Annotated in this window: 15 protein-coding genes; 3 read left to right on the top strand and 12 right to left on the bottom strand. The window is 71.3% G+C overall.

Translation table 11 applies throughout. From position 1 onward, the window contains the following. Window positions 1-11: 11 nt before the first annotated feature. Window positions 12-791 (bottom strand): universal stress protein, encoded by a 780-nt coding sequence (locus OF850_RS13445; RefSeq protein WP_301590723.1) that lies wholly within the window; start codon window positions 789-791, stop codon window positions 12-14. Window positions 792-1,054: 263 nt separating this feature from the next. Here OF850_RS13445 and OF850_RS13440 point away from each other — a divergent pair, with 263 nt between their 5' ends. After that, the gene (locus OF850_RS13440) at window positions 1,055-2,119 is read left to right on the top strand and encodes a sensor histidine kinase (protein ID WP_301590716.1); all 1,065 of its coding nucleotides are present in this window, start codon (window positions 1,055-1,057) and stop codon (window positions 2,117-2,119) included. Window positions 2,120-2,128: 9 nt separating this feature from the next. Here OF850_RS13440 and OF850_RS13435 read toward each other — a convergent pair whose 3' ends face one another. Beyond that, a complete protein-coding gene (locus OF850_RS13435) occupies window positions 2,129-2,536 on the bottom strand; it encodes a response regulator (RefSeq protein ID WP_301590715.1) in 408 nt (135 codons plus the stop codon). Between the two features lie 250 nt (window positions 2,537-2,786). On the opposite strand from OF850_RS13435, the gene OF850_RS13430 reads away from it, so the two are divergent. Continuing rightward, entirely contained in the window at window positions 2,787-4,022 is a 1,236-nt protein-coding gene (locus OF850_RS13430; RefSeq protein WP_301590714.1) for an MFS transporter, read from the top strand. Window positions 4,023-4,029: 7 nt separating this feature from the next. Here the strand turns inward: OF850_RS13430 and OF850_RS13425 are convergent, their stop codons facing one another. Genes OF850_RS13425 through nrdR form a run of 8 tightly spaced genes read right to left on the bottom strand, consistent with a single transcriptional unit; the run spans window position 4,030 to window position 10,412 of the window. Further along, the gene (locus OF850_RS13425) at window positions 4,030-5,220 is read right to left on the bottom strand and encodes an MFS transporter (protein WP_301590713.1); all 1,191 of its coding nucleotides are present in this window, start codon (window positions 5,218-5,220) and stop codon (window positions 4,030-4,032) included. Next, on the bottom strand, window positions 5,217-6,146 hold the full coding sequence (thiL, locus tag OF850_RS13420) for a thiamine-phosphate kinase (RefSeq protein ID WP_301590712.1): 930 nt from the start codon (window positions 6,144-6,146) through the stop codon (window positions 5,217-5,219). Before thiL ends, OF850_RS13425 begins: the two co-directional genes overlap by 4 nt. Before the next feature lie 15 nt (window positions 6,147-6,161). After that, on the bottom strand, window positions 6,162-6,650 hold the full coding sequence (gene nusB / locus OF850_RS13415; protein WP_301590711.1) for a transcription antitermination factor NusB: 489 nt from the start codon (window positions 6,648-6,650) through the stop codon (window positions 6,162-6,164). Continuing rightward, entirely contained in the window at window positions 6,647-7,123 is a 477-nt protein-coding gene (gene ribH / locus OF850_RS13410) for a 6,7-dimethyl-8-ribityllumazine synthase (protein WP_301590710.1), read from the bottom strand. Before ribH ends, nusB begins: the two co-directional genes overlap by 4 nt. Beyond that, the gene (gene ribB, locus OF850_RS13405) at window positions 7,120-8,247 is read right to left on the bottom strand and encodes a 3,4-dihydroxy-2-butanone-4-phosphate synthase (protein WP_301590709.1); all 1,128 of its coding nucleotides are present in this window, start codon (window positions 8,245-8,247) and stop codon (window positions 7,120-7,122) included. Before ribB ends, ribH begins: the two co-directional genes overlap by 4 nt. Beyond that, entirely contained in the window at window positions 8,244-8,846 is a 603-nt protein-coding gene (locus tag OF850_RS13400) for a riboflavin synthase (RefSeq protein ID WP_301590708.1), read from the bottom strand. The genes ribB and OF850_RS13400 overlap by 4 nt, the downstream gene beginning before the upstream one ends. A gap of 5 nt (window positions 8,847-8,851) precedes the next feature. Next, window positions 8,852-9,949, bottom strand: coding sequence for a bifunctional diaminohydroxyphosphoribosylaminopyrimidine deaminase/5-amino-6-(5-phosphoribosylamino)uracil reductase RibD (ribD, locus tag OF850_RS13395; RefSeq protein ID WP_368044692.1), 1,098 nt, complete (start codon window positions 9,947-9,949; stop codon window positions 8,852-8,854). 10 nt (window positions 9,950-9,959) lie between these two features. Then, window positions 9,960-10,412: a transcriptional regulator NrdR gene (gene nrdR, locus OF850_RS13390; RefSeq protein WP_207538212.1), complete on the bottom strand. Its 453-nt coding sequence runs from the start codon at window positions 10,410-10,412 to the stop codon at window positions 9,960-9,962. A gap of 144 nt (window positions 10,413-10,556) precedes the next feature. Between nrdR and OF850_RS13385 the strand changes: the two genes are divergently transcribed. Further along, window positions 10,557-11,228: a phosphoribosylanthranilate isomerase gene (locus OF850_RS13385; protein ID WP_301590707.1), complete on the top strand. Its 672-nt coding sequence runs from the start codon at window positions 10,557-10,559 to the stop codon at window positions 11,226-11,228. Between the two features lie 10 nt (window positions 11,229-11,238). Here the strand turns inward: OF850_RS13385 and glyA are convergent, their stop codons facing one another. Together glyA and rpiB are read right to left on the bottom strand one after the other, a co-directional pair. Continuing rightward, complete coding sequence (gene glyA / locus OF850_RS13380; RefSeq protein ID WP_301590706.1) at window positions 11,239-12,537, bottom strand: serine hydroxymethyltransferase; 1,299 nt, start codon at window positions 12,535-12,537, stop codon at window positions 11,239-11,241. Window positions 12,538-12,548: 11 nt separating this feature from the next. After that, window positions 12,549-12,989, bottom strand: coding sequence for a ribose 5-phosphate isomerase B (rpiB, locus tag OF850_RS13375; RefSeq protein ID WP_301590705.1), 441 nt, complete (start codon window positions 12,987-12,989; stop codon window positions 12,549-12,551). Between the last annotated feature and the right edge of the window lie 19 nt (window positions 12,990-13,008).

Raw genomic sequence — 13,008 nt, 5'->3', positions numbered from 1 at the left:
AGGAGGGCGGGTCAGGCGGCGACCAGGGTCGGCAGGCTTGGCCCGCCGGACAGCAATTCCCGCGTCGCGCTGCCGAACACCATGTTGTGCAGCGGCGAATGGCGCTGCGCGCCCATGACGAGCAGGTCCGCCTCCGCGCCCCGCGCCGCTGCATACAGCGCCTCGGACACGCTGCCGCCATCGCGCGGCACCGCGACGAAGCGGGCCTTCGCCCCGTGCCGCGCCAGCAGGCGCGTCACCTCGACGCCCGATTGGTCCGGCCGGAAATCCTTCTCTTCCGTGACGGTGACGACCAGGGTTTCCGCGGCGCGCCGGATGAAGGGCAGGGCGCCGTGGATCGCGCGCACCGCGGCGGCCGAGGCGTCCCACGCCACCACGACGCGGCCGAACTCCGCAGCCGGCATCCCGCCATGCGGCGCCAGCAGGACGGGGCGGCCGCTTTCGAAGATCGCGGCGCCCAGCATCATGCGGTGCCCCACGCCCGCGCCGCCGCGCAGCGCCAGCACCCCGAGATCGGCGACGCGGAGATGGTCCACCAGGACCTCGCCGATGCCATGGGCGAAGCTGCTGCGGGAGCGGATCTCACAGGACACGCCGCGCCGCTCCGCGGCCTCGCGCACATGGGCGGCGGCCTGCGCCTCGTCGGCGGCCGCCAGCGTGTCCGTGGTGAAGACCAGCGTCGTGAGATGGGCGGACCAGGCCTCGGTCAGGGCGAAGGGCATGGCGAGGGTCGCATCGAGGGAGGCGGCCTCGCCCGGCTCGACGTGGGTGACGAGGGTCGTAAGCGTCATGCGTGTCATTCTTCCGGCCAGGAGGGGTGCTGCCGGGTGCTCCCGACTGTTCACGCCGGCACGATGCAGGACCGAGATGGATGCCACATTGATTTGCGTCAACCTTGCCCGGAAAAACGAAGGCTTCCCCGCGCACGGTGCTCTCCCGTTTGACCCGCAATCGCGCGGATGGCCCTCGGTTCGGGCGGGGGCGCCGGACAGCGCGCTTCTCGTGTCGAGGGTGATTTCAACCGCAGGGACCCTTGCAAGGTTAAGCGCGGGCCATGCTGCGCCGCCTGCTCCGACCTGCCTTGACCCAGTCCGTCTCCACCGCCCTGCGTTGGCTGGCGGCAGGGGGGCTCGTGCTGGTGTTCTTCGGCATCCGCGTCTCGCTGTTTCCCGAGCAGCAGGGGCTGCCCTTCCTGTTCTTCTTCCCCGCAATCATTCTTTCAGCCGTGGTGTTCGATCGGGGATCGGGCATCTTCGCCACGCTGCTGAGCGCGGTGCTCGCGGTTTATTTCTTTTTTCCGCCCCATGGCTCCTTCGCCGTGCTGGACCGCTCCGCGCTGGTCAGCATCGCGCTGTTCACCGTGACCGGCCTTTTCGTCGCGCTGGTGACGGAGGCGCTGCACCTTGCCTACCAGAACGTGGAAAAGCTGCGGGAGCAGGCGGAGGAGGCGCGGCGCCACGCCGAGGAAGTGGCCCACGAGCGCGACCTCCTCCTCGCCGAGCTGGAGCACCGGGTGAAGAACGACCTGGCCCGCATCAGCGCCACCATCTCGCTCCAGGCCATGGAATCCTCGCCCGAGACGGTGGCGGCGCTGGATGCGGTGAACGAGCGGGTACGGGTGCTGGCGCGGGTCCATGACCGGCTCGGCCGCCCCGATGGCACCCACCCGATGGAGATCGATGTCTGCGACTACCTGCGCGACCTGGTCACGGACCTGCGCACCAACCTCACCAACCTCACGCCCATCGCCCTCGCGCTGGCAGGGGAGAGCCACCTCCTGTCCATCTCCCGCGCCGGGGCGGTGGGGCTGGTCCTGAACGAACTCGTCACCAACGCGGTGAAGCACGCCTTTCCCGGGGACCGGTCCGGGACGGTGACGCTGCGCTTCAGCCGCGAGGGGGATGAATACCTGCTCGCGGTGAGCGATGACGGGGTGGGAATGGCGCAGTCGCCGCCCGAGGAGGTGCCCGAGGAGTTCCGCCGCCGCGCCGGCATGGGGCGGCGCCTGATGCGCGCCCTGGCCGCGCAGCTGGATGGCAATATCGTGACAGGCCCGACCGGCCCGGGTGGCGGCGTTACCCAGACGCTGCGCTTCCCGGTCCAGGCGCGTGCGGGCTGAGGCCGGACCTCAGACCCCGGCCAGCATCTTTCGCAGCAGGGCGTGCAGGTCCTCGTCAAAGGTCGGCTTCGGCGCCGTCGGCCGGTCGCGATGGTGCGATTCCCGAACGCGACGGTCGGAGGCGGTGATGAAGCCGAAGGGAATGCCCTGCGCCTCCAGCACATCGGCGATGGGAATGGAACTGCGCCCCTCGCCGAGGTTGAAGTCCAGCAGCGCGGCATCGGGTGCGCGGCTGCTGATCGTTTCCAGCGCGGTGGTCACGTTGCTGGCATGCGACACCGTCGCACCGAGCCCGGTGAGCACCTGCTCCAGCCAGCAGGCGATCAGGAACTCATCCTCGACGACAAGGAAGTGGCGCCCCTCCAGCTGAGGGTACCAGTCCTCCAACGTCGCGTTGTCGCTGCCCCTGTTTGTCATGCACCCCATGCGCCTGTCACGGCCGAAACCAAACGCGGCGTCCGGCAGAAGCCGGCCCCCTCGCCGCGTTGTCTCCACAATGCAACATCTTTGGGGGTGCGGTTGAAAAGTAAAGCGAGACCTGCGAAGCCCTTCGTATAAAAGTGAACGCTGCGCCCTGAAAGCCACAGGCTGCATTCCCGGTCATCCGCCCGCGTCCTGAGGCGTTGGGCACGGAAACACCTCCCCCACATCAACAGGAGCCTTCCGCATGAGGGCATTGCTGTCCCCGATCTCCGCATTGCTGCTGTCCGTCGCGATCCTCATCATGGGCAATGGGCTGCAATCCACCTTGCTGCCCGTGCGTGCCAGCTTCGAGGAATTCGACCCGACGGAGATCGGTCTGCAAGGCTCCTCCTACTTCCTCGGCTTCGTCGTGGGCTGCATCCTCGGTGGGCGGATGATCCAGCGCGTGGGTCATATCCGCACCTTTGCCGCGCTGGCCTCCGTCGCCTCCACCGTGGTGCTGATCCACGCGATGGTGATCGAGCCCTTCACCTGGGCGGTGCTGCGCGCCATCACCGGCTTCTGCTTCGCCGGCCTCTACCTCGTCATCGAAAGCTGGCTGAACGAGCGCGCGGGCAACGAGAACCGGGGCATGGTCATGGGCCTCTACACCATGATCAACCTGGGCGTGATCGTGATCGGGCAGATGATGCTCACCCTGGCGGATCCGTCGCGCTTCCCGCTCTTCGCGCTCGCCTCCATCCTCGTGTCGCTTGCGGCGGTGCCGGTGGCGCTCACCGCCTCGCCGCCGCCCGCGCCGCTGGCCGAGGCGCGGCTGCGGCCCATCAAGCTTTACCGCATCTCGCCGGTGGGGGTGGTGGGGGTGATGATGGCCGGCCTCGCCTCCGGCGCCTTCTGGGCGCTGGGCCCGGCCTATGTGGTCGCGATGGGCGCCGACACGCGGCAGGTGGCGATCTTCATGTCCATCGCCGTGTTCGGCGGCGCGCTGGTGCAATGGCCCATCGGCCGCCTGTCCGACCGGCTGGACCGTCGCATCGTGGTGATCGGCGCCTGCCTCGTCGGCGCGGCGGCGGCGATCGGCCTCGTCATGGGGGTGGGCGAGACGGGGCTGGCCATGGCGCTGCTGGCGGCGCTGTTCGGCGCGGCGGCATTTCCGCTCTACGCCATCTGCGCTGCCCATGCCTTCGATTACTCGGCGTCGTCGGAATTCGTGGAATCCTCCTCCGGCCTGCTGCTCGCCAATGGGATGGGGGCGGTGGCGGGGCCGCTCCTCGCCTCAATCCTGATGCGCGTCTTCGGGCCGTCGGGGCTGTTCATGGCGACGGCGATGGCGCATCTCGTCCTCGCGGCCTTCGTCGCCTGGCGCATCACCCGCCGCGCCGCCATCCCGGCCGAGCTGCGTTCCGATTTCGACCTCGCCGCAACGGCGCAGACCATGGTGGCGCCGCAGGAGGGGGCGGCGCCGGCGGGGGCGCGCTGAGGCCCGGTCAGGCGGCGGCGGGGGCCGGACGCACCCGCGCCGCCTGCCAGGCGATCAGCGCCACCGCGCCTGCCAGGGCAGGGAGGAGGAGGAGGTTCAGCGCCTCCCATCCCAGCCGGGCATGGACGAAGCCGGACAGGAAGGCGGTGGCCGCCACCGTGCCGAAGACCAGGAAGTCGTTGGCCGCCTGGGCCTTCACCCGCTCCTCCGGCCGATGCGCCGTGCCGAGCAGGTTGGTGGCGCCCACGAACATGAAGTTCCAGCCCAGACCCAGCAGGGCAAGCCCGGTGGCGAAGTGCCAGAACTCCTTACCCGCCACCGAAACCAGCACGGAGGCGGCGATCAGCGCCGCCCCCACGGCGATGATGCGCCGCACGCCGAAGCGCACGATCAGGTGGCCCGTGAAGAAGCCCGGCGCGAACATGGACACGGCGTGGAACTGGATCACCGTGGCGGAGGAGGCGACGCCGAAGCCGCACAGCATCATCTCCAGCGGCGTCGCCGTCATGGCGAGGTTCATCGCGCCATAGGACACCATGCCCGCGGCGGCGGCGGAGATGAATTGCGGCCGCCGCATGATCTCCAGCAGCGGGGTGCGCCCGGCGCCGCGCGGGGGCAGGGGCGGCAGGCGCAGCCCGGTCAGCAGCAGAAGGCACAGCACCGGCAGCACGGCGAGGACGAGATAGGTGCCCAGGAACAACGTCGGCGCGAAGGCGGCGTGGGTGTGCTTCACGATCTCCGGCCCGAAGATCGCGGACAGCACCGGCCCGGCCATCACCAGGGCGATGGCGCGCGGACGGTATTCGGGCGTCGCCGCCTCGGCCGCCGCGAAGCGGTAGTGCTGGCCGATGCCGATGCCGAGCCCGGCGAAGACCGCGCCCGTGCAGTAGACGACGAAATCCCCCATCCACACGCCCGCAGCGAAGGTGATCGAGCCCAGCAGCGACAGCATCGCGCCCAGCAGGAAGCCGGTGCGCCGCCCCCAGCGCGCGAAGATGAGCGAGGCAGGGATGGAGGCCGCCATCACCGCGGTCATCTGCACCGCCATGGGCAGGGTCGCGAGCGACTTGTCGGTGGAAAGCGAGTGGCCGATCAGCGCCGCCATGGAGACCTGACCCACCAGCGTGGTGTTCAGCAGCGCCTGGCAGAAGAACAGGCGCCAGACGGTGCGGCGCATGCCGCGCTCCTCGGGGGTCATTCGACGTGGCTCCATCCCAGCCGGCGCGGGGTGATGTCCCCCCCGGCCGCGTCGCGCAAGGTCACACGCGGCGGTCCTTCCGTGAAGCGACCGATGGGCGCGAGGCCGAGCGCGGCGCAGCGCGACGCATCCTCCGGCGCGGCGGCGAGCAGCAATTCGTAGTCGTCGCCGCCCGTCGCCAGCGCGGCGATGTCGGCGGAAGCGTCGGAAACGGGGATGCGCGCCGCCTCCACCTCCGCCGCGCAACCGCCGAGGCGGCAGAGATGCGACAGGTCCTGCAGCAGCCCGTCCGAGACATCGAGCATGGCGCGCGCCACGCCGCGCAGCGCCCGCCCGGTTTCGACACGCGGCTCGGGCAGGCGGTAGCGCCGCGCCAGCGCGCCCTCCGGATCGGGCCATTCGCCCCGCGCCGCCCGCAGCCCGAGCCAGCCATCGCCGATCCGCCCGGACACCCAGATCTCGTCGCCCGGACGTGCGCCGACGCGCCGGATCGCCTGCCCCGCAGGCACGGTGCCGAGGATGGTGAGGGACAGCGAAAGCGGCCCGGGGGTGGAGACGGTGTCGCCGCCCAGCACGCGCAGCCCGAACCGCGCCTGGTCCTCCGCCAACCCGGCGGCGAAGCCCGCGAGCCAGTCATCGCCGGTGCCACGCGGCAGGGCGATGGTCATGAGGTAGCCGAGAGGATCCGCCCCCATGGCGGCGAGGTCGCTGAGATTCACCCGCAGCAGCTTGCGGCCGATCGTGTCGGGCGGGTCGTCGGGCAGGAAATGCACCCCGGCCACCATGGCGTCGGCGGCCAGCACCAATTCCTGGCCCAGGGGCGGCGAGAGCAGGGCCGCGTCGTCCAGCAACCCGAGCCCGCCCGGCCCGGCCAGCGGCGCGAAATGCCGCGCGATCAGTCCGAATTCCGGCGGCGGGCCAGACATCTCAGAGGCGCATCGCTAGAAGTCGCCGGGCCGGAGGCTCCGCGCCATGGCGTCCAAGACGCCGTTGCAGAAACGCGGCTCCTCGCCCCCGAAGAAGCCGTGGGCGATGTCCATGTATTCCTTGATGACGACGCGGGCCGGCGGACCCTCGCGGTCGCGCAGCTCCGCCCCGGCGGCGCGCAGGATGCCGCGGATCACCGGGTCCAGCCGCGGCATGCCCCAGCCGGCGGCGAGGTGCTTGGCGATCAGCGTGTCCAGCGCGTCGCTTTCCGTCGCGGCGGAGCGGAGGATGCGGACGAAGAGCGAGGCATCCGCCTCCTCCACCCGCCCGTCCTCGAAGCCTTCCTGGCCGGGAACGGTGCCCAGGCGGTGGCGCAGGAACTGGTCCAGCACCGTCTCGACGGTCTCGCCCGAAGCCTCGGCGTTGAACAGGGCCTGCACGGCGGCGACGCGCGCGCCGGTGCGCTTGCGGCCCTTGGCGGGATCGCGCGGCTGCGCCTTCACGCCACGCCCCACTGGCGGCGCAGCGCCACCTGCAGGAGGCAGGCGGAGGCCGCCTCGGCGCCCTTGTTGTGCCGGTCGTCGCGGGAGCGCGCCTCGGCCTGGGCCAGGGTGTGGACGGTCAGGAGGCCGAACCCCACCGCCGCGCCCGTTTCCGCCGTGATGGCCATGACGCCGGAGCAGGCCTCGCGGCAGATATGGTCGTAGTGGTCCGTCTCGCCGCGCACCACGCAGCCCAGCAGCACGAAGCCGTCATAGGGCTGGGACAGGGCGAGGCGCAGCGCGGCCGGAAGCTCGAAGGCGCCGGCCACGTCCACCGTGTCGAGCGTGCCGTCCAGCTCCGCCACCACGCGCCGCACGCCGCGCGCCATGCCCTCCACCACCTCGGCGTAGTAGGGGGCCTGGATCAGCAGGATGCGTGGGGGCGCGCCCTCCAGCTTGGGGAGGGCGCGTTCGGGCGCGTCGGCGGTGCTCATGCGCGGCGTTCTTGCGCCAAGGGCCGGGTTTCCACAACCCGCAGGCCCCACCCGTCCAGCCCGACCAGGGGGCGGGGGTTGTTGGTCAGGCGCACGATGTCGCGCACCCCCAGATCGGCCAGGATCTGCGCTCCGATGCCGTAGTCGCGCAGCTGCGGGGTGGCGTTGCGGTCGCGGGTCTGTCGCAGCTGCGTGGACAGCCCGTCGGGCCGCCAGTCGCGCAGCAGCACCACCACGCCGCGCCCCTCCGCCGCGATGGCCTCCATCGCCGCGTGCAGCTCCCGCGTGCCGCGCCCGGCGACGAGATCGTTGATGACGTTGGCGGCGTGCATGCGCGCGAGCACCGGCTCCGGCCCATCCAGCTCGCCCTTCACCAGCGCCACGTGCTCGCCCGGCTCGATGGCGCTGCTGTAGGCGATGACGCGCCAGTCCCCGCCCACCGCGTGGTGGATCTCCGCCTCCTCCACGCGCCGCACCAGCTTCTCCGTGCGGCGGCGATAGGCGATCAGGTCGGCGATGGTGCCGAGCTTCAGCCCGTGATGCTGCGCGAAGGAAACGAGGTCCGGCAGGCGTGCCATGGAGCCGTCGTCGTTCATGATCTCGCAGATCACGCCCGAGGGGTTCAGCCCGGCGAGGCGCGCGAAATCCACCGCCGCCTCCGTGTGCCCAGCGCGCACCAGCGTGCCGCCCTCGCGCGCCACCAGCGGGAAGACGTGGCCCGGGGTGACGATGTGCTCGCGCCCCATCTCCGGATTGATGGCCACCGCGACGGTGCGGGCGCGGTCGGCGGCGCTGATGCCGGTGGACACGCCGTCCCGCGCCTCGATGGAAACGGTGAAGGCGGTCTGGTGCCGCGTGCCGTTGCTCTGCGCCATCAGCGGCAGCCCAAGCTGCTCGACGCGGTGGCGCGTCATGGCGAGGCAGATCAGCCCGCGCGCGAAGCGGGCCATGAAGTTGACCTGGTCCGAGGTCGCGAATTGCGCGGGAATGACGAGGTCACCCTCGTTCTCACGGTCCTCGTCATCGACGAGGATGAACATGCGGCCGCGGCGCGCTTCCTCCAGCAATTCCTCCGTGGGGGAGATGAATTCGTGCAGGGAGGTGGTGCGGGTCTGGGTGGTCACGCGCGGAACTCCAGGAGGCGGCTGACATAGCGCGCCAGCGTGTCGGTCTCGACATTCACACGGTCGCCGGGCTGCAGCGTCCCGAAGGAGGTGATCGCGGCGGTGTGCGGGATGATGTTGACCCCGAACTCGCACCCGTCAACCTCGTTCACCGTCAGGGAAACCCCGTCCAGCGCGACGCTGCCCTTGGGCGCGATGTGGCGCGCCAGCGCTTCGGGCACACGGAAGCGCCAGCGGACCGAGGCGTTCTCCGGATTGTTCGACACCACCTCGGCCACCCCGTCCACGTGGCCTGAGACGAGGTGCCCGCCCAGCTCGTCGCCCAGCCGCAGCGAGCGTTCGAGGTTGATGCGCCGCCCCTCGCGCCAGGATCCCATGGTGGTGCGGCTCAGCGTCTCGGCGGAGGCGTCCACGCTGAAGCTGTCGGCGTGAAGCTCCACCGCCGTCAGGCAAATGCCCGAGCATGCGATGGAGCAGCCCAGCTCCGCGCCGCGCAGGAAATCCGGCGCGACGCCGATGACGAGGCGCATGTCCTGCCCCGCGCCCATCGGCAGCACCTCGCGCAGCGTGCCGAGCCCCGTGACGATCCCGGTGAACATCCCACTCACTCCCTCTCGAACTCGGTCAGCACGTCCTGGCCCACCGTCAGGCTCCGCAGGCGGCGGAAGCGCGGCATGTGCCCCAGCCGGACGAGGCCGAGCGGCCCCACGGCCGGCAGCCCCTCGGCGCCCATCGCGCCCGGGGCATGGAACCAGGCGATGCGGTCCACCAGCCCCGCGCGCAGCAGCGCGGCGGCGAGGCCGGCCCCGCCCTCCACCAGCAGCCGCGTCACGCCGCGCGCCGCCAGGGCCGACAGCATGGGGCGCGGCAGCAGGCCGCCACCCGGCGCGCGGCGGATCGCCGCCACCTCCACCCCCGCCTCGATGAAGGGGGCGAGGGCGGCCGGGCGGTGCCCTGCGCCGGTGAGCAGCCATGTGGGGATGGAGCGCGCCGTCCGCACCACCCGCGCGGAAGCGGGCGTGCGGAGGCGGGCATCGGCCACGACGCGCAGCATGGGCACGCGCTCCATGCCCGGAATGCGGCAGGACAGGTCGGGGTCGTCGGCCAGCACGGTGCCGCTGCCCACCAGGATGGCGTCGTGGCGGGCGCGCATGGCATGGACGGCGCGGCGCGATTCCGGCCCGGTGATCCAGCGGCTTTCCCCCGACGAAGTGGCGATGCGCCCATCCAGAGTGGAGGCGAGCTTCAGCGTCACCAGCGGCAGGCCTTCGCCGATGCGGCGCAGGAAGCCCTTCTGCATGGCGCGCGCCTCCGCCTCGCCGAGCCCTTCCTCCACCGCGATGCCGGCATCCCGCAGGCGGTTGAGGCCGCGCCCGTCCACGCGCGGGTCGGGGTCGCGCATCGCCACCACCACGCGCGCGACGCCCGCCGCGATCAGCGCGTCGCAGCAGGGGGGCGTGCGGCCGTGATGCGAGCAGGGCTCCAGCGTCACGTAGGCGGTGGCGCCGCGCGCCAGCGGGCCGGCGTGGCGCAGCGCCTCCGTCTCGGCATGGGGGCGGCCGCCGGGCTGGGTCCAGCCGCGCCCGACCACACGCCCCTCCTGCACCAGCACGCAGCCCACCGCCGGGTTCGGCCACGCATTGCCGAGGCCGCGCCGCGCCAGCAGCAGGGCGGCGCGCATATGCGCCCCGTCCTCGCTCACGGGCCGGGGCTCACGGCGCCTCGAGGTCGCCGAGGAAGGCCTGGAAGTCCTTGGCCTCGTTGAAGTTGCGATAGACCGAGGCGAAGCGGACATAAGCCACTTGGTCCACCTCGCGCAGCGCCTCCATCACCATCTCGCCGATGCGGCGGGACGGGATCTCGGCCTCCGCCTCCATCTCCATGCGGCGCTGGATGGCGTTGACGATGCGCTCGATCCGCTCCTCCTCCACCGGGCGCTTGCGGCAGGCGATGCGGATGGATTTCAGCAGCTTGTCGCGGTCGAAGGGCACGCGGCGCCCGTCCGACTTCAGCACCGTGAGGTCGCGAAGCTGCACCCGCTCGAAGGTGGTGAAGCGATTGCCGCAGGCGGCGCAGAAGCGCCGGCGCCGGATCGCCGAGGCGTCGTCCGACGGCCGGGAATCCTTCACCTGGGTGTCTTCATGTCCGCAGTAGGGGCAACGCATCGCGTCCTCGTCTTCCCACGCCCGGCGGCTGCTGGCTGATCGCCTTCATCTAGGGTCGCGGCCGGCGGTTTGGCTAGACCAGGCGCCGGTCCGGGCACGCGGAACCTCATTGACCGGGCAGGATTTCTTGCTACGGACCGCCCCATGCGCACCCGGGTCAAGATCTGCTGCATCGCCTCGCCCGAGGAGGCTGCGCTGGCGGAGGCGCATGGCGCGGACGCGCTGGGACTGGTGGGGGCCATGCCCTCCGGCCCCGGGGTGGTGGATGATGCGACCATCGCCCGCATCGCCGCGGAAGTCCCGCCGCCCGTGGCCACCTTCCTCCTCACTTCCGAGTGCAGCGCGGATTCCATCGCCCGCCATGTCGCCGGGACGGGCACGACCGCGGTGCAGATCGTTTCCCACATCCCGCCCGACGAATCCGCGCGCCTCGCGGCGCTCCTGCCCGTCACGCGGCGCGTGCAGGTCATCCATGTCGAGGACGAGGCGGCCCTGGACCTCATCGAGGCCTACGCGCCCCACGTGCACGCCTTCCTGCTGGATTCCGGCCGGCCGAGCCTGGCGGTGCCGGAACTGGGCGGAACGGGACGCGTGCATGACTGGGCGGTGAGCGCGGATTTCGTCCGGCGCAGCCCGCGGCCGGTCTTCCTGGCGGGCGGACTCACGCCGGACAACGTGGGGCAGGCGATCCGGATGGTCCGGCCCTATGGGCTCGATCTCTGCTCCGCCCTGCGGCCCGAAGGCCGCCTCGATGCCGGGCGGCTGGAGGCCTTCATGGCGGCCGTGCGCGCGGCGGATGCCGCGCGCAGCGTATGATGACCTCGCCTCAGTAGATCGGGAACTTCGCGCAGAGGGCCTTCACCTCCTGCGCCACCTCCGTCTCCACCGCGCTGTTCGCCTCGGGCGCGTTGGCGGAAGCCAGCCCGTCCAGCACGCGGCCGATCATGCGGCCCACCTGGCGGAACTCCGCCTCGGTGAAGCCGCGCGTCGTCGCGGCCGGCGTGCCGAGGCGGATGCCAGAGGTGACCATCGGCTTCTCGGGGTCGAAGGGGATGGCGTTCTTGTTGCAGGTGAGGTGGGCGCGGCCCAGCGCCGCCTCCGCCGCCTTGCCGGTCAGCTTCTTGGGACGCAAATCCACCAGCATCAGGTGGCTGTCCGTGCCGCCGGAGACGATGGCGAGGCCCTGGTCCACCAGCTCCGCCGCCAGGGCGCGGGCATTGCTGACCACCTGCTTCGCATAGGCCCGGAACTCGGGGCGCAGCGCCTCGCCGAAGGCCACGGCCTTGGCGGCGATGACATGCATCAGCGGCCCGCCCTGCAGGCCGGGGAACATGGCCGAGTTGATCTTCTTCGCGATCGCCTCGTCATCCGTGAGGATCAGGCCGCCACGCGGGCCGCGCAGCGTCTTGTGCGTCGTGGTGGTGGTGACGTGCGCGTGCGGCACGGGCGAGGGATAGGCGCCCGCCGCCACGAGGCCGGCGTAGTGCGCCATGTCCACCATCAGGATCGCGCCCACCTCGTCCGCCACGGCGCGGAACCGGGCGAAGTCGATCTCGCGCGAATAGGCGGAGCCGCCGGCAACGATGAGCATCGGTTTGTGCTCGCGCGCCAGCCGCTCCATCGCCTCGTAGTCCAGCAGCCCATCCGCCTCGCGCACGCCGTAGGGAAGCGGCTTGAACCACTTGCCGGAGTAGTTCACCGGTGCGCCATGCGTCAGGTGCCCGCCCGCGGCGAGGTCCATCGCCAAGAAGGAATCGCCCGGCTGCAGGAGTGCGAAGAACACGCCCATGTTCGCGCCCGCGCCCGAGTGCGGCTGCACGTTGGCGAACTTGCACCCGAAGAGCTGCTTCGCGCGCTCGATCGCCAGCGTCTCCGCCACGTCCACGAACTCGCAGCCGCCATAGTAGCGGCGGCCCGGATAGCCCTCCGCGTACTTGTTGGTCAGCACCGATCCCTGCGCCTCCAGCACCGCGCGGGACACGATGTTCTCCGAGGCGATCAGCTCGATGCCGTCCTGCTGGCGCACCAGCTCCTTGCCGATGGCGGCGTTGAGCTCGGGATCGGCCTCGGCGACGCCCGCCTGGAAGAAGCGCGCGGGGAGGAAGCGGGCGGTGCTCTCGTTCATGGCGGGGCCTTTCAGGCGAGGGCGGTGGGGGAAAGCTTGTCCAGGCGGCGCTGGTGGCGCCCGCCCTCGAACTCGCCGCCGATGAAGGCGCGCAGCGAGTCCAGCGCGACCTCGACGCCCGTGGTGCGGGCGCCGAAGCAGGCGATGTTCGCGTCGTTGTGCGCACGCGTCAGCCGCGCCTCGGTGGAGTTGTGCAGCACCACGGCGCGGATGGCGGGGTTGCGGTTGGCCGCGATGCTCATGCCGATGCCGCTGCCGCAGACCAGCACGCCGAACCGTGCCTCGCCCGCGGCGACCTTGCTGGCGACCTCATGGGCGAAGTCCGGATAGTCGCAGCTTTCCTCGCCATGCGTGCCGGCATCGAGCAGCGTGTGCCCCTCCGCCTCCAGCGCGGCGAGGATGCTGCGCTTCAGCGGCAGCCCGGCATGGTCGGAACCGATGGCGATGATCATGAGGGGCGTCTAGCACGCC

Origin of the sequence: Sabulicella glaciei (assembly GCF_026183895.1) — a bacterium.
Classification (GTDB): Bacteria; Pseudomonadota; Alphaproteobacteria; order Acetobacterales; family Acetobacteraceae; genus Roseococcus; species Roseococcus glaciei.
The sequence above is the reverse complement of the archived record's forward strand: the minus strand, read 5'-3'. Positions and strand labels throughout refer to the sequence as shown.

Excerpts from the sequence above, each read along its gene's own strand:
- OF850_RS13445 (WP_301590723.1), bottom strand. The coding sequence starts at position 791 with ATGACGCTTACGACCCTCGTCACCCACGTCGAGCCGGGCGAGGCCGCC.
- OF850_RS13440 (WP_301590716.1), top strand. The coding sequence starts at position 1,055 with ATGCTGCGCCGCCTGCTCCGACCTGCCTTGACCCAGTCCGTCTCCACC.
- OF850_RS13435 (WP_301590715.1), bottom strand. The coding sequence starts at position 2,536 with ATGACAAACAGGGGCAGCGACAACGCGACGTTGGAGGACTGGTACCCT.
- OF850_RS13430 (WP_301590714.1), top strand. The coding sequence starts at position 2,787 with ATGAGGGCATTGCTGTCCCCGATCTCCGCATTGCTGCTGTCCGTCGCG.
- OF850_RS13425 (WP_301590713.1), bottom strand. The coding sequence starts at position 5,220 with ATGACCCCCGAGGAGCGCGGCATGCGCCGCACCGTCTGGCGCCTGTTC.
- thiL (WP_301590712.1), bottom strand. The coding sequence starts at position 6,146 with ATGTCTGGCCCGCCGCCGGAATTCGGACTGATCGCGCGGCATTTCGCG.
- ribH (WP_301590710.1), bottom strand. The coding sequence starts at position 7,123 with ATGAGCACCGCCGACGCGCCCGAACGCGCCCTCCCCAAGCTGGAGGGC.
- OF850_RS13400 (WP_301590708.1), bottom strand. The coding sequence starts at position 8,846 with ATGTTCACCGGGATCGTCACGGGGCTCGGCACGCTGCGCGAGGTGCTG.
- nrdR (WP_207538212.1), bottom strand. The coding sequence starts at position 10,412 with ATGCGTTGCCCCTACTGCGGACATGAAGACACCCAGGTGAAGGATTCC.
- OF850_RS13385 (WP_301590707.1), top strand. The coding sequence starts at position 10,557 with ATGCGCACCCGGGTCAAGATCTGCTGCATCGCCTCGCCCGAGGAGGCT.
- glyA (WP_301590706.1), bottom strand. The coding sequence starts at position 12,537 with ATGAACGAGAGCACCGCCCGCTTCCTCCCCGCGCGCTTCTTCCAGGCG.
- rpiB (WP_301590705.1), bottom strand. The coding sequence starts at position 12,989 with ATGATCATCGCCATCGGTTCCGACCATGCCGGGCTGCCGCTGAAGCGC.